Source organism: Methylobacterium sp. 092160098-2 (assembly GCF_028920805.1).
Lineage (GTDB): Bacteria > Pseudomonadota > Alphaproteobacteria > Rhizobiales > Beijerinckiaceae > Methylobacterium > Methylobacterium fujisawaense.
Genome location: NZ_JAQPZJ010000001.1, coordinates 2,491,774 through 2,517,428, shown reverse-complemented (window position 1 = coordinate 2,517,428; position 25,655 = coordinate 2,491,774). Strand labels below are relative to the sequence as shown.

Sequence of the window (25,655 nt, the reverse complement as noted above, 5' to 3'; positions counted from 1 at the left end):
GCAGCCCAACCTTCGGCCCGCCTTGCGCTGGATCAAGCCCGGTCGGACGGAGGGCCCGCCGCGGCCCGGAATCACGTCTGAGCGGGCGTGCCTCGCTCGTCCGGTTTCAGCCGCAGCACCGGTCCCGGCGAGGCCTGCCGGTCCATCACGGACTGGTCGATATCGCGCGCGGCATTCGCGTAGATCTCGAACCGCCGCTGGAGGACGGCCCGCTTGATGCGGTTCTTGCACTTGACCATGGCCGCGCGCGCCTTGTCGGCCCGCCGCCGCAGCTTGAGCGCCAGTTTCTCGTAGGATTTGTCGATGCGGGCGCCGACCCGTTCGGTCTCTTCGCTCAGGTTCGTAGCGAGATCGCGTTTCATGGCTTCACCTCTTCGCAGGTCTGCCATTCATCGCTGCCGGCGCAGCCTGGGCGTTGATCCAGCGCAACGTGCGGGCCGACGGGACGGCGCAACCGCCGGGGTGAGGCGACAGGCGGCGCCCTCCCCCGTGCGGGACCGGGGTCCCGCGCGCAGGCCGGTGCCGCAGGCTTCGGCCCGGCGGGCCGCGAAACGGCGTCAGGCCATCCGTTCGCTGCTGTGGCTCATCCGGCGCGCGACGTAATCCGTGCGGTGCCAATGCTGGCCGAAGATCAGCCATGCCAGCCCGAAGCCGACGCCGCCGGCGGCGAGCAGCGCCGCCACTGCGGCCGGATCGTGGCCGTTGGCCACCCGGCGGCTCAGCGCGTGTTCGTGCGGTCCCAGATGGATCGCCTGCCGCAGCGCTTCGGGGCTCTTCAGGATGTCCTGCAGGGCCCGTCTCACGTGTTCGCCGATGCGGCCGGCAAGCCGCTCGTCCGGATGGGCGCTCTCCCCGCCCCGGCCCTCATGCTCGACGACCTCGTGTGCGTGGCTGTCCGTCATAGCGCGTCTCCATGGCTGGCTGCGGGTTCCTGCGGGTTCACGGGCGATCCGGTCTGCCGCTGCCCGGCCGTTCCGTCCAGACGAGAGCGACGATGCGGTCCTCGACGGCCCGGATGCGGGGCGCGGACCCGCGGCAAACTCTGCTCGCCCCCGGCCGGCGAGCCTTGATCTAGCGCAACGGCGACCGGGCCGATGACGACGAGCCCGGCGCCGCACGCGGGCCGAGCCTTGCGATAGGTCAATGCGGGGAACCCGGATCGGTCTGTGATGCCGTCACACGCTCTACCTCTACGGCGGAGGCGGCCATGCGGTATCCTCTCGTTCTCGGATGTTCGATCGCTCTTGCGGTGGTCTCGTCGGCTCTGGTCCGGGCCGGCGACAGGCCGGATTCGATGGATGTTGCGGCCAACCGAAGCGACTACATCGCCAAGAGCGGTGCGACCGTGCCGAAACCGGACAAGATCGACGTCGACGAGAGCAGCCAGATCCAGCGGCGCACGCCGGAGCAGATCCGCGACGACGCCATCACCCGCGGCATCTGCGTCGGCTGCACTCGGTGATCCTCCGGCCGGGCGCGGACGACCCCGGCGCGGATCGGCCCGAACCGCGGCCCCGCCCCCCTCTCGCGCCGAGCCGGTCCCCCTTCGGGCGGCCGGTGCCCTAATACGTCGCGAACAGCCGCGCCACCGCCTCCGGCTCCGTCGTGACGGTCAGCGCCAGGGCCAGCAGGATCCTGGCCTTCTGCGGGGTGAGGTTGTCGGCGCTGAGGATGCCGCGGGTGCGCAGCCGGGTGGTGAGCGGGACGACGCCGCTGCCGGCCCGGGTCGACATCACCACCACGATCCCGGCGGCAGCCGCCGCCTCCAGGGCCTCGGCCTCGGCCGGCGGGGTCATGCCCGGGGCAAGACCGGCCGCGACGAGGCCGCGCGCGCCCGCCGACAGGAAGGCCCGGACCGCGGTGCCGTCCGCGTCGGCGTAGCCATAGACGATATCGACCCGCGGCAGCGCGGGCAGGCTGCGGATGTCGAAGGGCGTGCCCGGTGCGTGCGCCCGCTCGGAGCGGCGATAGTAGCGGACGCTGTCGCCGTCGACATGGCCGAGCACGCCGAAATCCGGCGTCCGGAACGTCTGAAGCCGGGCCACCGAGGTCTTGGTCACCTCGCGCGCCGCCTGGATCTCGTCGTTGAGCACCACCAGCACGCCGCGCCCGCGGGAGGCCGGCGCCGCGGCGGTGCGGATCGCGGCCACGAGATTGAGCTTGGCGTCGGTGGAGAGGGCGCTCATCGGCCGCTGCGAGCCGACCAGCACCACCGGCAGGTCGATCGTCAGGGTCAGGCTCAGGGCGTAGGCGGTCTCCTCCAGGGTGGCGGTGCCGTGCCCGATGACGATTCCCGCGAGATCCGCATGCTCGGCCGCGAGGCGCTCGCACAGGCGCACGAGGTCGCGCCACTCGGCAAATCCGATCGCCGGGCTCGGGACCGCCTGGAACGGGACCGGCACCACCGTGGCGACGGTGGAGAGTTCCGGGACCGCCTCCAGGATGCCGCCTGCTTCGAGGCGCCGGTCGGTGGCGGTGTAGTCGAGGATGTCGAGGGTGTCGCGCCCGAGGGACGAGATCGTCCCGCCCGTGCCGATGAACGCGACCTTGGGCAATCCGGTCCCCGATCCTGCCGCCATGCCGTGCCTCCCGACCCTGTCCGGTCGCGCGAATGCGATGGCGGAGTGATGCCGCGTCGCGCGGCCGAGGTCGACCCCGGCCGCGCGCAGGCGGGCGATGCGTCGGGCGGGCGGCCCCCTCGGCCGGCCACGCCCGCACCGCCGGCTCAGCTCTGGAAGTCGACCAGAAGGGCCGAGAGGCTGCTGCTGCTGTTGGTGGTGCCGTTGGCGCCATAGCCGGCGCCGACCGACTGGCTGCTCTGGAGCTGCTGCATAAAGGTCGAGAGGAGGTCGTTCGTCGACTGCGTCACCGACGTGGAGGACGAGGTCCCGCTGCCGGTGCTGCCGGAGGCGGCGCTCCCCGGCGGCGGACCGGGCGGGGGGCCGGGCGGCGGACCGTCCGGCCCGGACACGTCGCCGGTGGCGTCCGCGCTCTGAAGGCTCTGGCCGTGGCTGGAAAACAGGTTCTTCAGCTCCGTGGCCTGGTCGGCGGTGAGGCTGCCGCTGCTGACCTGATCGGCGATCAGGCCGTCGATCCGATCCTTCATGGAGGACGGGTCGAGCTTGGACCGGGTCGTGGTGCTGCCCGAGGCGGAGCTGTCCGACGACAGGCTCGAATCGATGCTGCTCAGGGCGCTGGTGAGCGCCGTCGCGTCGGTGCTGCTGATCGTGCCGGCCGACAGCGCGCTGCTGATCGTGTCGGACATCTGGGTCTTGGGCGACGGAGGCGGCGACCATCGCTGCGCGGCGAGCTGCGATGTCGCGGTGGATGAGACGGTACTCATGAGGGGGCTCGGGTCACGGATGAGCCGGATTCGCCCGGCGGCGGGTCCGTGTGCAAATTACCCACGCGAGTCTTAAGGCCGCGTTTCCGGAACCGCCCGGATCCCCGTCGCGGTGCCGGGTGCAGGGACGGCCCGGAGCCGGGGCGCGACCGGGAACCCCGATCGCTGAATTCAGAGGCTCGCGGCCATGCGCAGCGGCGGCGCCTCGGCCGGGCGCGCCGCGGCCTCGGAATGGCCGTAGAGGCCGCGGTGCTTCGGGTTGGGCGACAGCCGGTCGGTGAGGCCGATCACCGTCTCGGCGGCCCCCAGCAGGAGCGCGCCCTCCGGTGCGAGCTGCGCGGCGAGCCGCGCCAGCACGTCCGACTTCGTCGGCGCATCGAAGTAGATCAGCACGTTGCGGCAGTAGATCACGTCGAACTGGCCCAGCGAGGCGAAGCTGTGCAGCAGGTTGAGCTGGCGGTAATCCACCATGCTGCGCAGGCTCTGGGCGATCTGCCACTGCTCGCCGACCTGGGTGAAGTACTTGATCAGCCACTGCACCGGCAGGCCGCGCTGGACCTCGAAATGGCTGTAGAGCCCGAGCTTGGCCTTCTCGATCACCTCGGTGGACAGGTCGGTGGCGACGATCTCGACCTGCCAGCCGGCGAGCCGCGGCGCCGCCTCCTGGAGCAGCATGGCCAGCGAGTAGGGCTCCTGCCCGGTGGAGGCCGCCGCGCACCAGATCCGCAGCCGGCGGCGGCTGGCATTGCGCGCCAGCACGTCCGGCAGGAGCGTGTCGCGGAACAGGTCGAAGGGGATCCGGTCGCGGAAGAAGAAGGTCTCGTTCGTGGTCATGGCCTCGACCACGGCCCGCTCGATCGTTCCGTTCTGGGCGAGCTTGAGGGCGCCGATCAGGTCGCCCAGGCTCGCGAGCCCGAAGCGGCGGCAGACCGGGGTCAGCCGACTCTCCACGAGGTAACGCTTCTCCGGCGTCAGCGCGAGGCCGGAGCGCTGCTTCAGGAAGCTGCGCAGGAATTCGAACTCGAGTTCGGTCATGCCGGCTGCCCCGTGATCATGGCGCGGAGCGCCGTCGCGAGTTCGGGCAAGGGCAGCACGGCCTCGGCGAGCCCGGCCCGCGCGACGCTGCCCGGCATGCCCCAGACCGTGCTGGTGGCCTCGTCCTGGGCCAGAACCGGGCCGCCGGCCTCGGTGAGGGCCCGGGCGCCGTTGGTGCCGTCCGAGCCCATGCCGGTGAGGATCACGGTCGCGGTGGCGGCGCCGAACACGACCGCCGCGTCCTTGAACAGGACGTCGACCGCGGGGCGGCAGAAGTTCACCGGCGGGCCGTCGGTGAGCTTGATGATCGGGCCGCTGGCGGCCGCGGCCAGTCCCATGTGGCGGCCGCCCGGGGCCACGTAGATGCGGCCCGGTTCGACCCGCTCGTCGGCCTTGCCCTCGGCTGCGGGCAGCCCGGTACGGGTGGCGAGGTGTTCGGCGAAAACCGCGGTGAAGATCGGCGGCATGTGCTGGACGATCAGGACCGGCAGACGGCGTAGGGCGGCCGAGCCGATTCCCTCCAGCATCTCGCCCACCGCCCGCGGGCCGCCCGTGGAGGAGCCGATCAGCAGGGCCCGGGGCTGGGTCCGGTTGCGGACCTTCGGCCGCAGCGTGAAGGGGGTCGCGGGGCGCGCGGCGGCCGGCGCCGGATGCGCCACGACCGCGGGTGCGTGGTGCCCGACCGCAGGCCCGGCGGGGGCGTGCGGGGTGGCCGGCACATGGCCGAAGGCGGGGCGCCGGCTCCGCGCGCGGGCGGAGCCGAACACGCGGACGCGCTCGATCAGCTCGACCCGGAACGTGTCCGAGGTGGTGACGCCGCGGCTGCTCTCGGGCTTGGCGATGTAGTCCACCGCCCCGAGGGCGAGGCATTTCAACGAGATGTCGGCGTTGCGCGTGGTCAGCGTCGACATCATCACGACCTGCACGCTCGGGCTCATGGCCAGCATGCGCGGCAGCGCGGTCGTGCCGTCGAGTTCCGGCATCTCGATGTCGAGCAGGACCACGTCCGGGTCGTGCTTGGCCATCAGCTCGAGGGCGATCCGGCCGTTCGAGGCCGTGCCGACGAGCTCGAATCCGGCCTCGCCGATCCAGCGGGCCACGAGGCCGCGCACCACGGCGGAATCATCGGCCACCAGAACCCGGATCGTGGTGGCGGATGCGGTCGTGCTCGGGGTGGTGGGTGTACGGAGCGGAGCAACCGCGGGACTCAGGGCCATGATGCTTGCCTCGGGTACAGGTCGCGGGTGCAGGGGCGTCGGAGCCGAATCGTGCGGTCAGGCCGCGTCGGCGACGAGACCGACTTGTTCGAGCTTGGCCGTCAGGATGTCGCGGTCGAAGGGCTTCATGATGTATTCGTCGGCCCCCGCCCGGAGGGCGCGGGCGATCGCCCCGACATCGTTCTCGGTGGTGCAGAACAGGACCTTCGGCACGCCCCCGCCCTCGCTCTGGCGCAGGGCTTGGAGGAAGGCGTAGCCGTCCATGTTCGGCATGTTCCAGTCGAGCAGGATCGCGTCCGGCATGCTGGCGGCACAGGCTTCCAGGGCGGCGCTGCCATCCTCGGCCTCGCTCACGTTCATGCCGAGATCCTCGATGATCCGCCGGGCGACCTTCCGGATCACCGCGGAATCGTCCACCACCAGGCAGGTGGTCTCGTGGGGCGCCTTCATCGACCTCTCCCTCAAGCCGCCTTGGCGCCGGCGGGCGTGAAGCCGAGGAGCGCGTCCACGTCGAGGATCACGAGGAGCCGCCCGTCGAGGCGATGGACGCAGGTGGCGAGATCGCGGAAGCGCGGATCCAGGTTGATCGGCACCGCCTCGCGGCTGTCGGCCCCGAGCTTCAGCACCTCGCCGACGCCGTCGACCACCAGCGCGAAGGTTTCGCCGGCCTGCTCCAGGCCGATCGCCATCTTCGGGCTGGCCTTGGTGCCGTCCGCCTGGGCCTCCGCGTCGGGCAGGCCCAGCCGCCGGCGCAGGCTCATGGCCGTCACCACGCGGCCGCGCAGGTTCAGGAGGCCGACGATCTCGGCCGGCGCCAGGGGAACCGGCGTCACGCCCGAGGGGACGAAGACGTCGTGCACCCGCTCGATCGCCAGGCCGAACAGCGTCTCGCCGACATAGACCGTGACGAAGTCGTCGGTGGCGCCGGTCTCGACGCCGTTGGTGGTGGCGCCGCTGGTGTTGGCGTTGGCAGCCTGCATCGGAACTCTCCGGATTCGATCGTCTCGATCGTCTCGATCGTTTTGGGGCGGGCGGCGTGCAGGCTCAGGCGGCTTTCGACACCGTGGCGGCGCCGATCTCGGCCAGCGCCGAGATCAGGCCGCTGCGGTCGAACTTCGCCACGAGGTCGCTGATCGCCAGGGCCCGGGCGCGCTCAACCGCATCGGCGCCGATCGCGCCGCTGAGGCCGATCACCGGGAGCCCGGCGAGGCGCGGCTCGGCCCGGCGCATGGCGGCGACGAGGTCGAAGCCGCTGCGGCCCGGCATCTCCAGATCGGTGACCACGACCTCGATCTGCGGATCGGCCTGGAGGGCCGCCAGCGCCGCGTCCGCGCTCGCCGCGGTGACCACCTGGTAGCCCGCCGCCTTCAGCACCGGGCTCAGCATGTCGCGGAAGAAGGCCGAGTCGTCGACCAGCAGGATCGTGGAGATCTGCTCGGGCCGCTTCAGGCCGCGCGCCCAGTCGTCGTAGGCCAGCGGCAGGAAGTGGGCGATGTTGATGATGTCGGTCGCCCGGCCCCGCAGCACCGCCGAGCCGATCAGGTCCGACCGGTCGGCCGCGATCTCGATGTCGAGGCGCTCCTCGACGATGTCGACGATCTCGTCGACCACGAGGCCCATGGCGCGCTCGCCGTCGGAGAACACCACCAGGGCCTGCGTCCCCTCCGACTTGATGGTGATCGCCGCGTCGGCCGGGACCAGGGGCATCAGGCGCCCGCGATACTGGATCAGCGCGCGGCCGCCGAGCCACTCGACCTTGGCGCACTCGATCTCCTCGAGGCGGGTGACCAGCGACAGCGGCACCGCCTTGAAGCTGCCCTGGCCGCCCTTGAACACCAGGAGCGTCGTCTTGGTGTCGGCCATCTCCACCGCCTCGTCGGCGTCGGCGTCGATGTGGCCGCCGCTGCCCTGGACGCCCTGCGCCACCTGGCGGGCCACGCCGTTGGGATCGACGATCAGCACCACGGCGCCGTCGCCGAGGATCGTGTTGCCGGCAAACATCGGGATGTGCCGCAGCTTCACCGACATCGGCTTCACGACGATCTCCTCCGTGTGGAAGACCTCGTCGACGAGGATGCCGAAGCGCTCGCGCCCGACCTGGGCGACCACCACGAAGCCGGCCTGCTCCGCCTCCCCGCTCGGGCTCGACTGGCCGAGCAGGCCGGTGAGCGAGACGATCGGCAGGAGCCGCTCGCGCAGGCGGAGAACCGGCGCGCCGTTGATGTGCTCGACCCGCTGCGCCCCGGCATCGACCCGCACCAGCTCCAGCACCGCCACCTGCGGCAGGGCGAAGCGGTGCTCGCCGGCCCGCACGATCAGCGCGGCGACGATGGCCAGCGTCAGCGGGATCTTGATGGTGAAGGTCGTGCCGCGCCCCGCCGTCGTGGCGATGTCGATCAGGCCGCCGATGGTCTCGATGTTGGTCTTGACCACGTCCATGCCGACGCCGCGGCCCGAGACCGAGGTCACCGCCGCCGCCGTCGAGAAGCCGGCGTGGAAGATGAACTTGGCGACCTGGGCGTCGGTCATCCGCTCGACATCGGCCTGGGAGGCGAGGCCGCGCTGCACCGCCTTCTGCCGGATCGCCGCGAGGTTCAGGCCCTTGCCGTCGTCGGCGATCTCGATCGTGATCGTGCCGCCCTCGTGGTAGGCGGCGAGCCGGATCGTGCCGCGGGCGGGCTTGCCCGCCGCCACGCGCTCGGCGGTCGATTCGAGGCCGTGATCGGCCGAGTTGCGGACCATGTGGGTCAGCGGGTCCTTGATGACCTCAAGGACCTGCCGGTCGAGCTCGGTCTCGTTGCCGACCATCACGAGGTCGATCTGCTTGCCGAGTTCCGCCGAGAGGTCGCGCACCACGCGCGGCAGCTTCTGCCACGCGTTGCCGATCGGCTGCATGCGCGTCTTCATGACGCCTTCCTGCAGCTCGGCCGTGACGTGCGACAGGCGCTGCAGCGGGACCTTGTAGCTCGAATCCTCGTGGCGGCGGGCGATCTCCAGGAGCTGGTTGCGGGTCAGCACCAGCTCCGAGACCATGGTCATCAGGTGCTCGAGCGTGTCGACGTTCACCCGAATCGTCTGGTTCTTGGCGGCAGCGGTCGTCTCACCCTCGGCGCCCTCGGCCTTCTCGGCGCGGGCCGGCTCGGGCTTCTCGGCCTCGACCGGCTCGACCCTGGCCTCGGCCTTCGGCGGCGCGCTCGCCGCGGGGGCCGCGGGCGTCGGGGCCGGCGCGGCGGCAAGGGGGGCCGGCGGCGGGAGGAAATCCGATTCGTCGGGACCCGGGGCCGACAGGAAGGCGGCTTCCAGCTCGTCCAGGGTGACCTCGCCGGGCTTCAGCTCGCGGACCACCGGATCGGGCAGCACCGGCTCGGGCGGCGGCGGGGCGACGGCCTGCGGCTCGGGCGCGCCCTCGGCCATGCGCTCCAGGGCGGAGATGAGGTCGTCATCCGAGCCCGAGGGCTCGGTGCCGGTGGCTTCCAGATCGGCCAGGATCGCCTTGAGCCGGTCCAGCGTCAGCAGGATCAGGGTGACGGAATCCGACGTGGCGGGCAGCCCGTCGCGGAAGCGGCCCATCAGGGTTTCCGCAGCATGCGCCAGGGCTTCGAGCCGCGGAAGGCCGAGGAATCCGCAGGTTCCCTTAATCGTGTGCACGAGACGGAAGATGTTTCGCAGAATAGTCTCGTTGTTCGGATCCTGCTCGAATCGAACAAGTTCTGCATCAACCGTGTCGAGATGCTCCCCGCTCTCGGTCAAAAACTCGCGAAGCAGGTCGTCCATAGGCGCTACTCGTTACGCGGAGAAGGTCTCGCGCAACCTACTTACTCGCGCGGGGTTAGGGAAGCGTTTCCATCCCGGCCCCGCGTCTCGGTTTTTCAGAATTTCACGCCAGGGCCGTGTCCGAAGCCTCGCCGTCGGGGTCTTCGGGCGCTCCGATCACTGCGGGGCTCGCGGCGGGCGTGGCGGTGATAGTCACTTCATCACCCTCGATGGCGAATCGCACATCCATGGCGGCGGCCCGCGCCACGAGGCCCGCGTAGAACGGCAGGATGCCGTGCGCGTCGACGGTGCCGCTCTCGGGGCGGCCGGCCATCAGCTCCTCCACGTGGGGCGGGATGCGGGCATGCGAGCCCTTGGCCTTGAGCACCAGCGTGGGCGCCTCGGCATCGCCGGAGACGACGACGTCGATCACGCCGCCCCGGGGAATCGCCGAGGTGGCGACCATCACGAGATTGAGGAGGAGCTTGACCTTGTTCTTCGGGAAGAGGGCCTGGGGGGCGCTCCAGGTCAGCTTGGTCTTCTCGTCGGAGAACATGCCCTTGGCCACGCCCTCGGCGTCGGCGAGGTCGATCGAGGCGCCGGCCGAGCCCGCGGCCCCGAAGGCGATGCGGGCGAATTTCAGCCGCGCCGAGGCCTGCCGGGCGCTCTTGCCGATCAGCTCCAGGGCGAAGGTCCGCATCGATTCGTCCTGGTCGTCCTCCAGGACCTCGAGCCCGTTCACGATCGCGCCGACGGGGCTGATCACGTCGTGACAGACGCGGGAGCAGAGCAGGGCGGCGAGGTCGAGGCCGTCGAGATGCAGGGTGGGCGAGGTCGGGGAGGACATGGTGCGCTCCGGGCGGGCGGATCTGAGGTGCGGACGTCTGCGGGTCGGGGCCCCGATCGAGGCTGCCGGGTTCCGGCCGCCCGGCTCCCGGGCGCCCAGTCCTCGGCCGCCCCTGTGGCGATCGAGTCGCCCGAGGGGGTCCCGCACGGCCTGCAGGTCGGACCGGGGGCGACGACCGGTCCGCACGGATAGACGCCACGGTCAGCTTTGAAAAGCGTTACCGGATCGGACGGAGGGCGGGGCGGCCCCCGATTCCGGATCCGCATCGCCCAGGATCCGCCCAGCCCTGGATCCGCGCGTCCCTGCGCGCGGGGCCGGACACGGGCGGCCCGGTCGGTTACGATGCCGGCCCCGTCGCGCCAGGGAGGATGCGGCATGAGAGACGAGACCGGTCTCCGGAACGGATCGGCCACGACGCTGCGCGCGAGCCTGAGCCCCCGGCTCGGCCTCGCCGATCCGGACGCCGCGCAGGCCCGGCTCGCCGAGATCGCGCCGGCCCTTCCGGCCGGTTTCCTGACGCCGCCGTGCCGGGACCTGCTCCTCGGCCTCGCGGACCACTCGCCCTTCCTCTGGCGGGCGGCCACCCGGTCGCCGGACCGGCTCGTCGCCCTGCTGGAACAGGCGCCGGACGCGGCCAGCCGGGACATCATCGCCCGGCAGCGCGCGGTCGGCGCGTCCTGCGGGGCGAACCCCGACCTCGCCGAGGTCGGCCGGCGGCTGCGCGCCAACCGGGAGGAACATGCCCTCCTGGTCGCGCTGGCCGATCTCGGCGGCTGCTGGGATCTCGACGCGGTGACCCAGGCCCTGTCGGCCTTCGCGGACGCCTCGGTGAGCGGGGCGGTCGAGGCGCTGCTCCGGCAGGGGATGGCGGCCGGGCGGTTCCGGCCCGCGGATCCGGAGGCGCCGCAGGACGGGTCCGGCCTGATCGTCCTCGGCCTGGGCAAGCTCGGCGGCTGCGAGCTGAACTATTCGAGCGACATCGACCTCGTCGTCTTCTACGAGGCCGGCTCCGCCGCCGCGGCCACCGGCGGCGATCCGAAGCCCTTCTTCGTCAAGCTGGCGCAGGGGCTGGTGAAGCTCCTGGCCGACCGGACCGCGGACGGATACGTCCACCGCATCGACTACCGGCTGCGGCCGGACCCGGGCTCCACCGCGGTGGCGCTCTCCACCGGCTTCGCCTTCGACTACTACCAGACGCTCGGCCAGAACTGGGAGCGCGCGGCCTTCATCAAGGCCCGACCGATCGCCGGCGATATCCCGGCCGGCGAAGCGTTCCTCGCGGAACTGGCGCCGTTCATCTGGCGCCGGCACTTCGACTTCCCGGCCATCGCCGAGATCCACGCCCTGAAGCGCCAGATCCACATGGTCCGCGGACACGAGACCATCGCGGTCGGCGGCCACGACATCAAGATCGGCCGCGGCGGCATCCGGGAGATCGAGTTCTTCGTCCAGACCCAGCAACTCGTCTTCGGCGGCCGCAAGCCCGCCCTGCGGGGGCGTCGTACGGTCGCGATGCTGGCCGAACTCGTCGCGCAGGGCTGGATCGACGGGCAGGCCCGGGACGAGCTGCGTGCGGCCTACACCTTCCTGCGCACCCTGGAGCACCGGATCCAGATGATCCGGGACGAGCAGACCCAGCGCCTGCCCACCGGGACCGAGGCGCTGACCGCGCTGGCGCTGTTCGCGGGCTTTTCCGACCTGGCGGCCTTCGAGGCGGCGCTGCTCCACCACGCCGGCCGGGTCCAGGCGCATTACGCCCTGCTGTTCGAGGCCGGGCCGGAGGCCGGCGGGGACGGGGCCCCCCTGGTCTTCGGCGCGAGCGAGCCGGAGCCCGCGACCCTGGCGCGGCTCGGCACCTTCGGGTTCCGGGATCCGCCCCTGGCCTGGGAGACCGTGCAGGGCTGGCATCTCGGGCGCCGCCCGGCCCTGCGGACCGGACGGGCCCGGGAGATCCTCGCCGAGGTGCTCCCGGCGCTGCTGCGGGCGCTCGGCGGAACCGCCGATCCGGACGCGGCGCTCCTCGCCCTCGACCGGGCCTTCGCGCGGATGCCCGCGGTGGCGGAACTCCTCGCCATCCTGCGCTCGCACGAGCGCCTGCGCCTCCTGTTCGCCGACATCCTGGGGACGGCACCCCGCCTCGCCGACACGGTGGGCCTGAGCCCGCACGTCCTCGACACCGTGCTCGACGCAGATTTCGTGACGCCGACCACCGATCCCGATCAGGTCCGCGCGCAGTACCGGGCGCTCCTGGGACAGCCGGCGAGCCACGAGGAGAGCCTCGACCGCTGCCGGGACGCCACGCGGCAGATGACCTTCGTCACCGGCGCCCGCCTCCTGTCGGGCATCCTCACGCCGCGCCAGGCCGGGGAGGCCTACGCGGCGATCGCCGACGCGACGGTGGCGCTGAACCTGGAGGCGGAGGAGCGCCGGTTCGCCCTGGACCACGGCACGCTGCCCAAGGGACGCTGCTGCATCCTGGCGCTGGGCCGCCTCGGATCCCGGCAGCTCAGCGCGGAATCCGACCTCGACCTCGTCTTCCTCTACGATTTCGACCCGGAGAATCGCACCAGCGACGGCCGGCGCCCCCTCGACGCCGTGGTGGCCTACAACCGGCTGGCGCAACGCGTGTTCGCGGCGCTCACCACGGCCACGCGGCGGGGGCGGCTCTACGCGGTCGACCTGCGGCTGCGGCCCTACGGCAGCCACAGCCCGCCCGCCGTGCAGCTCAGCGGCTTCGCGGCCTATCACGGCGGCGAGGCGGAACTCTGGGAGCACATGGCGCTCGCCCGCGCCCGGGTCGTGGCCGGCGACGCCACCCTGGCGGCCGACGTCACGGCCGCGATCGCCCGGGTGCTCCGGCAACCGCGCGAAACCGCCGCCGTCTGCGCCGAGGCGGGCGCGATGCGGGCCCTGGTCGCCCGGGAGCGGGGCCATGCCGGCCCCTTCGACCTGAAGCTCGCACCGGGCGCGCTGTTCGACCTCGACTTCCTGGCCCAGGCCCTCGTGCTGAGCCGGGCCCGCGACTGGCCCGGCTGCATCGGCCTCGGCGCGGAGGCGCTGTTCCGGGAGGCGGCGGCGCGCGGCCTCCTGCCCGCGGCAACGGGCGAGGCCCTCGCCGAGACCTACGGGTTCCTCGACGCCGTCTATCAGTGGCAGCGACTCGTGATGACCGATCCCGCCGCGGAGCCCTCCGAGACCGCGGCCCGGCAGATCGCCAAGGCCGTGGGCCTTCCGGACGCCCGCAGCCTCGCGGCGGAGCTGCGCCGCCACCGGCGCCGGAGCCAGGCCCTGCTGGCGCGGATCCGGCGGACTTTGCGGATGCCGGGCGCCGCGGATGTCCCGCCGGAGCACGGCTGACGGGGCCGTCCCGGCCCGACAGGCCGGCCGCACACCCGGGAGACACGGTCGACATTGCCGGCGGGCTCGGGCATTCAGGGTCGCCTCCGGAGGGACCATGACGAGCGCGACGACGATCTCGGAACCGGAGCGTGAGCGGATCGCCGCGGCGCTCGCCGAGATCGCCTGCGCGGCGGGCGAGATTCTGCGCCGCTACCATCGGGCCCCCTGCCCCCACGCCCTGAAGCCGGACGGCTCACCGTCGAGCGCCGCCGACACCGAGGCCGAGGACCTGATCGTCGAGGCCCTCGCCGGACGCTTCCCGGGGATCGCGGTCGTGGCCGAGGAGCGCGCCCAGACCGACGCGACGCGGCCGGCCGACCTCTTCTTCCTCGTCGATCCCCTGGACGGCACCCGCGACTTCCTCGCCGGGACGCCGGACTACTCGGTCAACATCGCGCTGGTGTCCGGCGCCCGCCCGGTGGCCGCCGCCCTGGCGGCCCCGGGGCTCGGCCGGGTCTGGTGGGCGGGCGCAGCAACCGTCGAGGGCGCGGTGGTCGCCGGCCGGCCGGGGGCCGGGCGGCCGGTCCACACGCGACCGGCGCCGGAGGCCGGCCTCGTCGCCCTGGGCAGCCGGCGGCACGGCGATCCCGAAACCGCCGCCTGCCTCGCGGCGCTGCCCGTCCTGGAGACGCGCCAGGTCGGATCCGCCCTGAAGTTCGGGCTGATCGCCGCCGGCGAGGCGGACATCTACGTGCGCTGCGGCCCGACCATGGAATGGGATACGGCCGCGGGCGATCACATCGTCGCGGCGGCGGGGGGCTGCGTGGTGGTGCCCGGCGGTAGCCCGATCCGCTACGGGCAGCACGGGCCCGATCATCGCAACGGGCCCTTCGCGGCCCTGGGCGATCCCGCCCTGGCCCCGCGCCTCGCCCTGCCGACCGGCAGGCCGACGGTGCCGCTCAGCGCGGCGCATCCATAGGCGGGACGTCCTGCAGGGCACGCAGGGCCGGCCACGCCGCCTCCGCCTGCCGGACCAGGTCGGGCTCGGCCAGGAACCGGGCGCGGCGCTCGGCATTCCGGAACAGGTAGAGGCGCTCGCCGATCACCGCGAAGACCAGGGGATCGGCATCCACCAGCCGGCCCTCGAGGATTCCGGCAGCGTCGTAGCCCCCGAGGCGCGGGGCGTAGACCGGCGGATCGTCCCGGAAGGCCTCGCGGTTGGCGCCGCTGGCGAAGCGCCAGACCCGGCCGTCCCAGGACAGTTCGAACCGGGCCGCCCCGGCCTGCGGCCCGCCCTTTAGGAAGTAGCTGACGGGGTCGAAGCCGTTGAGCGTCAGCAGCGCGATCCGCGTCTGGGACGGCAGGCCCTCTTCGGCCGCGGCGCGGCGGGGGCCGACCCCCGGCAGAGGGGCCAGCGTGGCCGTCAGCGCGAGGGCCAGCGTGATTGTCAGCGCCGCCCCCGGGATGATCGCCGCGGCCGCGGGGTCAGGACGCGTTAACCACATCTTGCGAATTCCCTCAGAAGCTGGTCCGACTCATCCGCCCGGGTTCGCGGGACGCACGGCCCGGATGGATGGCGGCGCCCCGGCCGATCCGGGGCGCAGGCGCGGCCGCTGCCGGCCCGGCGGGACGAGAGCGGCCCAGGTCCATCGCACGAACCGTTAATCGAACCGGGCGAGGAGACAACGATGATGGCACGAGACGATCGCGGCACCGACCGCCGCACCCTGCTGCGGGCGGGCCTCGGCCTGGCTCTCGGCGCGCCCTTCGGCGCCTCTCTCGCCGGCCTCGCCGCCGCGGAGCCGGCCCGGGCGGCCGGCGAGGACCTCGACACGCCCGAGACCTTCCGCCCCGGCGAGATCGTGGAATCCGGCCACCGGTTCTTCGGCACCGTGTCGCGCGGGCTCGCGCTCACCGTCGAGGAGGCGGGCCGGCGCTGGGGCGAGCCCAACGGCTATATCCTCGGACAGGAGGGCGGCGGCGCCCTGGTGGCGGGCGTCCGCTACGGCGAGGGCACCCTCTACACCCGCAATGCCGGGCAGCGGCGCATCTACTGGCAGGGCCCGTCCCTCGGCTTCGACGTCGGCGGCGACGGCGCGCGCACCATGATGCTGGTCTACAACCTGCCGAACGTGCGCAACCTGTATCGCCGCTTCGCCGGCGTCGACGGCTCGGCCTACCTCGTGGGCGGCTTCGGGATGACCGCGGTGGTCAACGACCGGACCATCGTCGTGCCGATCCGCAGCGGCGTGGGCGCGCGCCTCGGGATCAATGTCGGTTATTTGAAGTTCACCCGTGAGCCGACCTGGAACCCGTTCTGATCAGGAATCCGTTCTGATTGACCGGTGCCGCAGGATTTCACCCCCGCGGCCAACCTGGGCTAGAGTGGACTTGGGTCGGGTCTTCCGGCCGGATGCGCGGACTGCACCCTCGTGATCGAAACGGTGATGATCTTCGCGCTGGGCTTCCTGGCGGCGAGCCTGTGCGGCCTGCTGCTGCTGCCGGCCCTCAATGCGCGTGCCGCACGCCTGGAGCGACGCCGGGCCGAGGCGCGCCTGCCCCTGTCGCCGGCCGAGATCGCGGCGGAGCGCGACTTCCTGCGCGCGCAGTTCGCCGTCCAGCAGCGCCGCCTGGAGCGCCGGGTCGAGACGGTCGAGGCGCGGCGGCAGGCCGACATGGCGGCGATCGGAGCCGGGACGATGCGGGTCGCCGCCCTGGCACGCGATGTCGCGGCCCGCGATGCCGAAATCGCCCAGGTCCAGGCCAAGACCCGGGAGCTCGAGGCCGAACTGGCGATCGCCCGCGAGGACGGCACCGCGAGCCTCGCGACGCTCCAGGCCCTCGAGGACGCCCATGCCGACCTGCTCGACAGCCTCCTGACGCTCCGGCAGGGCACGGCCCCGGCACCGGACGCCGCCGCGCTGGCGGCCGAGCGCGACGATCTGCGCGCCAGCCTGAAGGCGGCCGAGGAGGCTCTGGCCCTGACCCTGGCCGACCGGCAGAACGACCGCTCCGGCGACCGGCAACCGGACCGGCAAGCCGGGATCGAGCGGGAGAACGCCGATCTGCGCCGGCGAATCGTCGAGGTCGCCGACGCCCTCACGGGCCCGGGCCGGATGCCCCGCGCCGCCGCGCCGATGCCGCAGCACGAACGGGTTTGAGCGGATCCGCCTCCGAAACGGGGCCTCTACCACCAGAACCGGACCGAAAACCTGCGACGACTGCCTTGTTTCGACCACGCAAAGGCATCATCGCAACGTCGACGCGTCACGCATTCACAACTTCGACAGATGGTACGGATACCCATGCGCCTGAAGCCGATCGCCCTCGCCGTCGCGGCGTCCGTTGTCCTGACGCTGCCGGCGGCGGCGCAGCAGACGAAGCGCGGCAACGAGACCCTGAAGAAGTACTGCACCGGCGATTACCTGACCTACTGCGGCAATCTGGCCCCCGACGATCCGGCCACCGACGCCTGCTTTCAGAAGAACTGGAAGAAGCTGAGCGAGAACTGCCGCCGGGCGATCGACGCCTACGAGGCCGAGCAGCAGCAGAACGCCCCCGCCAAGAACCGGCAGGGCTCGCAGGGCGGCAAGGAGCGGCGGGGCTGACGCCTCTCCGCTGACAATCCTCGGCCGAAAGTCCCCCGAGCGGGCCATCGGCCGAGGACCGAGCCCGGCCTGTGGCGGGGGCGCGCTCGCGCCGGGGCTCGGCAACGGCTAAGGTAGCGCTCCCGCCGGCCCTCGCGTGCCGGTGCCGAGCCCGCCGGACCCTCGCGCGATGTTGTCGAAACCCGCCCTGAAACTCCTCGCCGTGTCCGGCCTCGTGGCCCTGGCGGTCTCCGCCTGCGGGCGGCGTGGTGCCCTGGAACCGCCGCAGACGGCGGCCCCGGCCGCCGCGCCGGCGAGCGGGGGCGCGGCGACCGGGCGGCGGACGCTGCCGGTCTCCGTCGGCCTCGGCGGGGCGCCCCGGAGCCGGATGCGGCCTCGGTGCGCGCCGGCGACGAACTCTCCGTGGCGGCAGTGCCGCCGGGCGGCACCGATGCGCCGGTGGAGACCAGCCGCGGCGCGCGGCGGGGCTACCGCGTGCCGAAGGAGCCTTTCATTCTAGATCCGCTGCTGTAGAGGGCTGAGGCCGGCACGGCGCCACGCCGCCGGCAGGCCGTCGTGGTGCTCCGCGCCCGGTGACCCGGTCGGATCCGGTCGTCGGCGTGCGCCCGCGTCGGCCTGCGGCGGGGTGTTTCACGGGAAACAGGCCGCGCTCCGGCGCGCAGACGAGACACGGCCGAGATGCACCATTTCCACTATCGCGACGGCCGCCTGCACGCCGAGGCGGTCGACCTGACCGGCCTCGCCGCGGAGGTCGGGACGCCGTTCTACTGCTACAGCACCGCCACCCTCGAGCGGCATTACCGCGTCTTCGCGGAGGCCTTCGCGGCCGACGACGCGCTGGTCTGCTTCGCCATGAAGGCGAATTCGAACCAGGCCGTCCTGCGCACCCTCGCTTCCCAGGGCGCCGGGATGGACATCGTCTCGGGGGGCGAGCTGCAGCGGGCGCTGGCGGCCGGGGTGGATCCCGGCAAGATCGTGTTTTCCGGCGTCGGCAAGACCCGCGCCGAGATGGAGGCCGCGCTCAAGGCCGGCATCTTCTGCTTCAATGTCGAGAGCGAGCCGGAACTCGCGGTCCTGTCCGACGTGGCCGTGGGCCTCGGCCTCAAGGCCCCGGTCTCGATCCGGGTGAACCCCGACGTGGATGCCGGCACGCACGCCAAGATCTCCACCGGCAAGTACGAGAACAAGTTCGGCATCCCGATCACCCGGGCGCCGGCGGTCTACGCCACTGCCGCCGCCCTGCCGGGGATCGCGGTGCACGGCGTCGACATGCATATCGGCAGCCAGATCACCGATCTGGCGCCCTTCGCCGACGCGGCCCGGCTGCTGGCGGACCTCGCCCGGACGCTCATGGCGGCCGGCCATCCCCTGCGCCACATCGATTTCGGCGGCGGTCTCGGGATCCCCTATCGCGACGACAACGCGCCGCCGCCGGATCCGGCCGCCCTGGCGGCGACCCTGCGGCCGCATTTCGCCCCGCTCGGCCTGCGGCCGGTCTTCGAGATCGGCCGGATGATCGTCGGCAATGCCGGAATCCTGGTGACGCGGGTGCTCTACGTCAAGCACAGCGAGGGGCGCACCTTCGTGATCGTCGACGCGGCGATGAACGACCTGATCCGCCCGACCCTGTACGAGGCCTATCACGCCCTGCGGCCGGTCCTCGAGCCAAGTTCCGGGACGCCGCGCCTCGTCGCCGACGTGGTGGGTCCGGTCTGCGAGAGCGGCGACTATCTCGCTCTCAACCGTGACATGCCGGCGGTGGCGGCGGGCGACCTGATCGCCGTGATGAGCGCCGGCGCCTACGGGGCGGTGCAGTCCTGCACCTACAACACGCGGCCCCTGGTGCCGGAGGTTCTGGTGCGGGGCGACCGGGCGGCCGTGGTGCGACCGCGCCTCGACGTCGACGCGCTGATCGCCCTCGACCGGGTGCCGGACTGGCTGGCGTGAGCGGCGCGCCCGCATCCCCGTCGGTCGCGGCGGCCGACCGGCGGCTGCCGCTGTCGGTCTTCATCATCGCCCACAACGAGGTGGACCGGATCGGCGCGACGATCCGGGCGGTGCGGGGCCTGACCGACGACCTCGTGGTGGTCGATTCGGGCTCCACCGACGGCACGCAGGCGCTGGCGGCCGCGCTCGGCGCGCGGGTGATCCACAATCCCTGGCCGGGCTACGGCCCGCAGAAGCGGTTCGCCGAGGAGCAGTGCCGGCATGTCTGGCTCCTGAACCTCGACGCCGACGAGGTAGTGCCGGAGGATCTCGTCCGGGAGATCCGGGCCCTCTGGGCCGCGGGCGAGCCGCGCCGGCCGGCGTGGCGGATCGGCATCGCGGAGATCTTTCCCGGCGAGGGCCGCCCGCACCCGCTCGCCTACACCCTGACGCCGGTCCGGCTCTACAGGAAGGACCGGGGCCGTTACGCCGCCTCGCCGGTGCACGACCGGGTGGCGCTGGAACCCGGCGTCACGCCGGGGCGGCTCAGGGGCGTGATCCATCATTTCTCGGTGCGCTCGCTCGGCGACCAGCTCGACAAGCTGAATCGCTACTCCGACCAGCAGGCGGAGGACTTGGAGACGCGGGGCGTGGTGATCCCGACCTGGCGGGTGTTCGTGGAACTGCCGGGCAACTTCTTGAAGGCCTATCTCGGGCGCCGCCACTTCGTGCGCGGCACCTACGGCTTCCTGACGGCGATGAACTACGCGATCTCGCGGCATCTGCGCGTCGCGAAGCATGTCGAGCGCCGCCGCGTGGCCGCCGCCCGCCAGGATCGGGTTGACCCGCCGGATCCGACCTTCTAGAGCCAGAGCGCCGGAGACGTGGCCGAGCGGCTGAAGGCACTCGTTTGCTAAATGAGCATACCCAGAAATGGGTATCGAGGGTTCGAATCCCTCCGTCTCCGCCATTTAGCCCTAAGATGTTGTAAAAGCAGCACTTTTCTCGCTTCGTCCGGCCAGCTTTGGGGACACAGCGTCATCGTAGCCGTACGGGATGAGGCCAAAGGTGCGGCACCCCGACCACCTGCAATGCCGTCGTGGGCGCTGGTCCCTGCGACTCAGGGTGCCAGCCCATCTCGTCTCCACGGTCGGACAGACCCACCTCGTCCGGGCTCTCGACGCGAGCACCGAGGCTGTTGCGCGGCAGCGACGGTGGATCGCGCTGGCGCTGCTCTGGGACTGGATCGGTGCGCAGACCGTATCGGACGGTTGGGAGCCCGCCCGGGCGGCTGCCCTGACCGGTTCAGGACGGTCCCGCGACGATACCGGGCGCGAGTGCCCCGACCCAACGCCTCATTCTCTCCCCAAGAGACGACCCGAAAGGATGGCCGCGATCATGCTCATCCAGGGGGCTCATCGCGCCAGACCACAATGCTCACGACGCTGGAGCGCTGGTTGAAGGAGATCGATGGGTCCAGACCAAGCAATCTCGGATGCAGCACGCCCTTGCCGTCCGGGAGTTCGCACAAACTCAGCCGTCAAACTATGCCGTCCGCGGCGTGGATCGACGCACCGCGGGTGAGTTCGTCAGCGACGTGCTCCTGCGGAGTCGGGCGTCTCAGGCCACGGTCCATCGACAGATCGCGGCGCTCTCTTCGATGTGGCAGCGGCTCATCAAGCGTGGCTTTGTCGCCGACAATCCGTGGCTGGGCCAGGGTAGCGTCGCGAACGGATCGAGGCAGGAGCCATCGAAGCGCGCCGACACCGCTGATGAGCTTGTCACGCTCCTCACGGCTGATCCTGTGGCGATCATGGGCCAGCGGTAGGGGACGGTGCTGTTCGACCTCATGCGGGTCGGCTTACTGACCGGCTGCCGCATCAGCGAGCCTTGCCAGCTTCGCACCGCCGACATGCGCACAGAGGGGCGAGCGTTCCGCATCTCTCACGGAAAACGGAGCATGCCCGGCGCGTCGTACCAGTTCATGGATCAGCTTGGCCGATTTTGCAGCAGCGCGTTGCACGCTCGTCAGACGGCTGGGTATGCTCGGGTCTCACGCCCGCGGGGCCGGACGGGAAGCGAAGCTGGATCGTGGTGAAGCGATTTGCCACCTTTTGCCAGAAGGTGCTTGGGCCCAGCAAACAGGTCGATGTCCATAGCTTCAGACGATACTTCGCAACTTATCTCCAACGGGCCTCTACGCACACCACAACAGTAAACAGCAGCGTTATCGCCGAGCTTATGGGTCACGCCAAGCCGCGCTCGGCCTTGCCGTATACGCGTCAGGACTCGGACCGGAGCAACTCCGAGCCGCCATCGAGGCTTTAGATCGGGCGATCGAACCACAGGTGATCAAGCCTCTTATAGCCAAACCGTGTCGCTTCGCGTCCGGTCAAGTTCGGCAATGGGTGTGACGCGGTAATTGGCGCGATGCGCGGAAGCGACCGTTCGATAACGGCGAGGTTACGGACCCCATTGTCACAGCGAGGCCACACACGGTCGCCGATCTTCCTCATGGCTTGACGTGGCCTGACAAGGCGACGGATGGTGACAGCGACGGTTCCCTTCGGGGATCAAAAGGGAACGCGGTGAAGGGCTTGCCCTGAAGCCGCGGCTGCCCCCGCAACTGTAAGCGGCGAGCCCAGCACCACCGCGTCACTGGATGTGCCTCATCCGGGAAGACGGTGCGAGGGCGGTGACCCGCGAGCCAGGAGACCTGCCGTCAGTCGTGGTCACACGCGAAACGCGTCGGGCGGGGTGTCCTGACGGGTGTCGAAGCGCCGGGCTGACGCTGGGCGTGGAGACCTCATTCGCGGTGACGTGCCACTCCCGTCGCCCGAGGCTCCCGTGTCCCGTCGTCCCACCATCCGAATGCTCTCGACCTGGTCGGGCGTCGGCCTCGCCGCCCTGGCCTCGGCGGCCGCAGCTCAGGACCGCTCCACGCCGAGTGCGGCGACCACCGAGACGACGCTGGAGGAGATCTCGGTCACCGCCGACACAGCCGTATCCGCATCGCCGCGCGTCGGTCCGGCCGCGAGCGCGGGCTACGTCGGGGGTACGACCGGGATCGGTGGGATCAGCACCCCCGTGGCTTCCGCCAGTTCGGGTGTCATCACGGGCGCACAGCTTAACAGCCGTCCGGTGACGCGCCCCGGCGAGGTGTTGGAGTCGGTGCCGGGCCTGATCGTCACGCAGCACTCCGGCGAGGGCAAAGCCAATCAGTTCTTCTTGCGCGGGTTCAACCTCGACCACGGCACCGACATAGCCCTGTTCCTCGACGGCATGCCGCTCAACATGCGAACCCATGCCCACGGACAAGGCTACGCCGACATCAACTTCCTGATCCCGGAACTCGTCGGCGCGGTGGAATTCCACAAGGGTCCGTATTTCGTCCGCGACGGTGACTTCGCCTCTGCGGGCTCCGTGCGGATCGACTATCTCGACACGACCGCGAAAAACGTCGCCCTGACCTCCATCGGCAGCTTCGGCTACAAGCGCGCGCTCTCGATCGCTACCGTACCACTCGGTGAGGGCAACCTCCTCCTCGCGGGGGAAGCCCAGGTCTACGACGGCCCGTGGGTGGTCCCGGACGCCCTGCGCAAGATCAACGGCGTGGCCCGCTACAGCCAGGGTACGCCGCTCGACGGCTTCTCGGTCACCGGCATGGCCTATGCGGCGCGCTGGACCGCCACCAACCAGATCCCAGAGCGCGCTGTGACGGAGGGGCTGATCAGCCGCTACGGCACGATCAACCCGACCGATGGCGGCGACACCTCGCGCTTCTCGCTCTCGGGCAAGTTCAGCGCAACGGACGACACGGGCGTGACGCGGGCCTCGGCCTACGTCATCCGATCCCAATTGAACCTGTTCAACGACTTCACTTACTTCCTCAATGATCCGGTGAACGGCGACCAGTTCCACCAGCTCGATCAGCGCATCATCGGCGGCGGTGAGGCCCTGCATATCTTCCAGGGCGACCTGTTCGGGAGGCCGATGGAAAACGAGATCGGCGTGCAGACCCGCACCGACTCGATCCGCGTCGGCCTGTTCAACACAACGAACCGGCAGTATCGCTCGGGCGTGCTCGACGACCGGGTGGTGGAGACAAGTGGAGCCTTCTACTTCGACAACCGCGTGCGCTGGACCGACTGGCTGCGCACCAGCGTCGGTTTCCGCGCGGACGGATACTACGCCAGCGTCGTCTCGGACACGCCAGCCAATTCGGGCAAGGCGCGCGATGGCATCGTCAACCCAAAGCTCGGCCTGACGCTCGGGCCGTGGTTCGACACCGAACTCTTCGTGAACTACGGCGGCGGCTTCCACTCGAACGATGTGCGCGGCGTGACCGCCACGGTGGATCCGACCTCCTCGCTGTTCAACACGACCCGCTCGCCCTTCCTCGTGCCCTCCACGGGCTACGAGATCGGCCTGCGCAACCGGTCCATTGCCGGGCTGGAGACGAGCCTCGCCCTGTTCCGGCTCGATTTCGCCTCAGAGAACCTGTTCCAGGGCGATACCGGCACCACGGAGCCGAGCCGCCCGACCCGCCGCTTCGGCGTGGAATGGACCAACCGGTATGCGGTGACGCCCTGGCTCGCGCTGGAGGGCGACCTGACGATCACGAACGCTCGCTTCTCGGACTACGACCCGGTGGGCAACCGGGTTCCTGAAGCGCCGACGACCATCGCGTCGGCGGGCGTGACCTTCGGCGAGCCGCTAGGCTGGTTCGGATCACTCCGCTTCCGCTACTTCGGCCCCCGGCCGCTGATTGAGGACAACGCGATCCGCTCGCGGGCGACCGCGCTGTTCAACGGCCGGGTGGGCTACAATTTCGACAACGGCATCAGCGTCTCGCTGGACGTACTGAACTTGACGAACAGCAAGTCTGACCAGATCACCTACGCGTATGTTTCACGGTTGCCCGGCGAGCCCGCCGAAGGGCTGATCGACCGCGTGTTTCACCCGGTCGAGCCTACGGCGGTACGTCTAACCATCGCTGGAAAATTCTGAAGGACCGGTCCGGTCCACACGGGCTCGTATAAGCCCACCGAGTGCCCCGGAAGCGGGGACGAGGCTTTTGAGCGCTTTCGGGGGCGGGTGCGCCAAGCCGGAAGCCCTGGCAGCTCCGGCGGACCTGCCGTCGCGGGCCTCGATGCAGTGAGGCCGCCGGGAGGCTGCAATGGGCCCTATCTGAACAGCGGCAACTCTGCGCCGAGCACGCAAAGGCCGACCAGAAACAGGGAGCCACCCGCAGCTTCAAGAATGACGCGCAGACGGTCGCTGATGAGAGACGCCGCGGCAGAGGCCGTTCCAGCCACGAAGCAAGCCAGACTGATCAACGTCACCGCAGCGCCTCCACATCGGCATGGGACGCCTACGCTACGGCGTGAGGGAGCAGGAAGTTTCGGCGAGGGTTCGCCGAGCCGGCGACGACGCGGTCGAGCTTAGGGGCAGCGTTTCGCGCCCCCCTTGGCATCCACGCCCGCCCTTGTCGCTGAGGGGCGAACGGTAGGCGGACGTGGACGGCCAGCCTGAAGCCGGCGGCGGCGGCCTAATGTCTGATTGGAGACATTTCAATCCAAACTTGCTCTTCCCAGTGAACGCCGCTCGCACATCCCGTGCAGGCGGTGGGAGGGATCTCGGAGGCCTCAGGAAATCCAGCCGAGCACCGCCACCAGATGGTCGGCCTGGGCTCGGGTCAGGCCAGAGGCGACGGCGGATCCATTCCGGCAGACCGCAAAGGTCCCGTCAGCGGACGCACGAATTTTGATGGAGGCCATGGAGCTAAACCCGCGATCATGTCGCGGCCGATGTCGACGGCTCCGTACGAGCCGCGTGAGATGTGACCCCGGTTCCCCCATGGGAAAATGCGGCGGACCGCCTCAGGTCTGTGGCTGGAACCCAAGCATGTCCCGCTCGCGCATCCGATGCGAGCTGATCAATCCGTCGTCGTCCGCCGCACTACCCGGAGATCCGCGTTGATCACGTGGACTGGGATGGGTAGCGAACGCAGCCATCGAGGTAAGCAGCGGATAAAAAACACGAAATTCGAGATCATGGGCGGGCCGCGTCTCCGCGATCGCCCACCAACCCGAAACCGGTGTTTCCTCACAACGGGTTGGCGCGCCAAAAGTCGGTTCGCCCCCGCAGCCGCGGCCTGTGGATTGCACTCCCTGAGTGTCCTCCCATCCCGTCGCCGCGACGTCGCACTGGACGCCGCCGAGCTGCGATCAAAAACGGTGCGGACGGCGCCCCCTGACGCAAACCGACCTGCGCTTGATGGAGTGGGCCCGGCCCAAAACGCGTTTGGACTCATCGGCGATGGCTTGCCGGGATCTTGAGCGGGCGGGGTCTTCTGCCCGCGGGATGACGTCAGGCCGGCGTTCTGGCAACGGAGGCGAGCAACCGGCGGCCCGGGACGGCCCGCTCAGGGGCGGCGCGGGTGCTTGGAGCCGAGCTGGCGCTAGGCTTGGCCACCAACCCGTGCCGGTCTCGACGTCGAGCGTCATGGCCCCAACGCGATAGCGGCCTGAAGCGAAGCCCGCATTGGCCAACGCGAGCAGCCGGTCGAAGCCAAGGATCACCCC

General features: G+C 70.9%; 22 protein-coding genes, 1 tRNA gene, 1 pseudogene and 1 riboswitch. Of the genes and pseudogenes, 13 read left to right on the top strand and 11 right to left on the bottom strand.

Going from position 1 to position 25,655, the window contains the following annotated elements:
- Positions 1–71: 71 nt before the first annotated feature.
- Complete coding sequence (locus PQI07_RS11800; protein WP_051044756.1) at positions 72–362, bottom strand: hypothetical protein; 291 nt, start codon at positions 360–362, stop codon at positions 72–74.
- A 195-nt stretch (positions 363–557) separates the two neighbouring features.
- Complete coding sequence (locus tag PQI07_RS11795; RefSeq protein ID WP_274926672.1) at positions 558–902, bottom strand: hypothetical protein; 345 nt, start codon at positions 900–902, stop codon at positions 558–560.
- Between the two features lie 305 nt (positions 903–1,207).
- Between PQI07_RS11795 and PQI07_RS11790 the strand changes: the two genes are divergently transcribed.
- Positions 1,208–1,462, top strand: coding sequence for a hypothetical protein (locus PQI07_RS11790; protein WP_043386906.1), 255 nt, complete (start codon positions 1,208–1,210; stop codon positions 1,460–1,462).
- A gap of 100 nt (positions 1,463–1,562) precedes the next feature.
- Here PQI07_RS11790 and PQI07_RS11785 read toward each other — a convergent pair whose 3' ends face one another.
- From PQI07_RS11785 to chpT, 8 genes are all read right to left on the bottom strand, one after another.
- The gene (locus PQI07_RS11785) at positions 1,563–2,579 is read right to left on the bottom strand and encodes an asparaginase (protein WP_274926671.1); all 1,017 of its coding nucleotides are present in this window, start codon (positions 2,577–2,579) and stop codon (positions 1,563–1,565) included.
- Between the two features lie 146 nt (positions 2,580–2,725).
- Positions 2,726–3,343: a hypothetical protein gene (locus tag PQI07_RS11780; protein WP_274926670.1), complete on the bottom strand. Its 618-nt coding sequence runs from the start codon at positions 3,341–3,343 to the stop codon at positions 2,726–2,728.
- 171 nt (positions 3,344–3,514) lie between these two features.
- On the bottom strand, positions 3,515–4,378 hold the full coding sequence (locus tag PQI07_RS11775; RefSeq protein ID WP_043386914.1) for a CheR family methyltransferase: 864 nt from the start codon (positions 4,376–4,378) through the stop codon (positions 3,515–3,517).
- The gene (gene cheB, locus PQI07_RS11770) at positions 4,375–5,595 is read right to left on the bottom strand and encodes a chemotaxis-specific protein-glutamate methyltransferase CheB (protein WP_053610567.1); all 1,221 of its coding nucleotides are present in this window, start codon (positions 5,593–5,595) and stop codon (positions 4,375–4,377) included. The genes PQI07_RS11775 and cheB overlap by 4 nt, the downstream gene beginning before the upstream one ends.
- 57 nt (positions 5,596–5,652) lie before the next feature.
- A complete protein-coding gene (locus PQI07_RS11765; RefSeq protein ID WP_043352407.1) occupies positions 5,653–6,045 on the bottom strand; it encodes a response regulator in 393 nt (130 codons plus the stop codon).
- Between the two features lie 11 nt (positions 6,046–6,056).
- The gene (locus PQI07_RS11760; RefSeq protein ID WP_043386919.1) at positions 6,057–6,575 is read right to left on the bottom strand and encodes a chemotaxis protein CheW; all 519 of its coding nucleotides are present in this window, start codon (positions 6,573–6,575) and stop codon (positions 6,057–6,059) included.
- A gap of 64 nt (positions 6,576–6,639) precedes the next feature.
- Entirely contained in the window at positions 6,640–9,369 is a 2,730-nt protein-coding gene (locus PQI07_RS11755; RefSeq protein ID WP_274926669.1) for a hybrid sensor histidine kinase/response regulator, read from the bottom strand.
- A gap of 103 nt (positions 9,370–9,472) precedes the next feature.
- Complete coding sequence (gene chpT / locus PQI07_RS11750) at positions 9,473–10,195, bottom strand: histidine phosphotransferase ChpT (protein WP_043352403.1); 723 nt, start codon at positions 10,193–10,195, stop codon at positions 9,473–9,475.
- 375 nt (positions 10,196–10,570) lie between these two features.
- Here chpT and PQI07_RS11745 point away from each other — a divergent pair, with 375 nt between their 5' ends.
- Complete coding sequence (locus PQI07_RS11745; RefSeq protein ID WP_274926668.1) at positions 10,571–13,552, top strand: bifunctional [glutamine synthetase] adenylyltransferase/[glutamine synthetase]-adenylyl-L-tyrosine phosphorylase; 2,982 nt, start codon at positions 10,571–10,573, stop codon at positions 13,550–13,552.
- 97 nt (positions 13,553–13,649) lie between these two features.
- Positions 13,650–14,513, top strand: a complete 864-nt coding sequence (locus PQI07_RS11740; protein ID WP_053610564.1) for a 3'(2'),5'-bisphosphate nucleotidase CysQ family protein — start codon at positions 13,650–13,652, stop codon at positions 14,511–14,513.
- Here the strand turns inward: PQI07_RS11740 and PQI07_RS11735 are convergent.
- Positions 14,494–15,039 (bottom strand): YHS domain-containing (seleno)protein, encoded by a 546-nt coding sequence (locus PQI07_RS11735; protein WP_043352398.1) that lies wholly within the window; start codon positions 15,037–15,039, stop codon positions 14,494–14,496. The genes PQI07_RS11740 and PQI07_RS11735 overlap by 20 nt on opposite strands.
- A 183-nt stretch (positions 15,040–15,222) precedes the next feature.
- Between PQI07_RS11735 and PQI07_RS11730 the strand changes: the two genes are divergently transcribed.
- The 10 genes and pseudogenes from PQI07_RS11730 to PQI07_RS11690 all read left to right on the top strand — a co-directional run bounded on the left by PQI07_RS11730 (position 15,223) and on the right by PQI07_RS11690 (position 24,078).
- On the top strand, positions 15,223–15,855 hold the full coding sequence (locus tag PQI07_RS11730) for a DUF1134 domain-containing protein (protein ID WP_043386928.1): 633 nt from the start codon (positions 15,223–15,225) through the stop codon (positions 15,853–15,855).
- A gap of 111 nt (positions 15,856–15,966) precedes the next feature.
- Positions 15,967–16,695: a hypothetical protein gene (locus PQI07_RS11725; protein WP_075380922.1), complete on the top strand. Its 729-nt coding sequence runs from the start codon at positions 15,967–15,969 to the stop codon at positions 16,693–16,695.
- Between the two features lie 144 nt (positions 16,696–16,839).
- The gene (locus PQI07_RS11720) at positions 16,840–17,142 is read left to right on the top strand and encodes a hypothetical protein (protein WP_043352393.1); all 303 of its coding nucleotides are present in this window, start codon (positions 16,840–16,842) and stop codon (positions 17,140–17,142) included.
- 169 nt (positions 17,143–17,311) lie between these two features.
- Positions 17,312–17,655, top strand: a pseudogene (gene lptM / locus PQI07_RS11715) (LPS translocon maturation chaperone LptM).
- Positions 17,656–17,820: 165 nt separating this feature from the next.
- The gene (gene lysA, locus PQI07_RS11710; RefSeq protein ID WP_043386933.1) at positions 17,821–19,089 is read left to right on the top strand and encodes a diaminopimelate decarboxylase; all 1,269 of its coding nucleotides are present in this window, start codon (positions 17,821–17,823) and stop codon (positions 19,087–19,089) included.
- On the top strand, positions 19,086–19,934 hold the full coding sequence (locus tag PQI07_RS11705) for a glycosyltransferase family 2 protein (RefSeq protein ID WP_274926667.1): 849 nt from the start codon (positions 19,086–19,088) through the stop codon (positions 19,932–19,934). The genes lysA and PQI07_RS11705 overlap by 4 nt, the downstream gene beginning before the upstream one ends.
- A gap of 12 nt (positions 19,935–19,946) precedes the next feature.
- A tRNA-Ser gene (locus PQI07_RS11700) sits at positions 19,947–20,038 on the top strand.
- A gap of 86 nt (positions 20,039–20,124) precedes the next feature.
- Positions 20,125–20,529 (top strand): DUF6538 domain-containing protein, encoded by a 405-nt coding sequence (locus PQI07_RS37860; RefSeq protein WP_446720948.1) that lies wholly within the window; start codon positions 20,125–20,127, stop codon positions 20,527–20,529.
- Between the two features lie 34 nt (positions 20,530–20,563).
- Complete coding sequence (locus PQI07_RS11695; protein ID WP_274926666.1) at positions 20,564–20,896, top strand: hypothetical protein; 333 nt, start codon at positions 20,564–20,566, stop codon at positions 20,894–20,896.
- A 712-nt stretch (positions 20,897–21,608) separates the two neighbouring features.
- Positions 21,609–21,806, top strand: a riboswitch (cobalamin riboswitch).
- Positions 21,807–21,939: 133 nt separating this feature from the next.
- A complete protein-coding gene (locus PQI07_RS11690) occupies positions 21,940–24,078 on the top strand; it encodes a TonB-dependent receptor (protein WP_274927708.1) in 2,139 nt (712 codons plus the stop codon).
- The last annotated feature ends 1,577 nt before the right edge of the window (positions 24,079–25,655 follow it).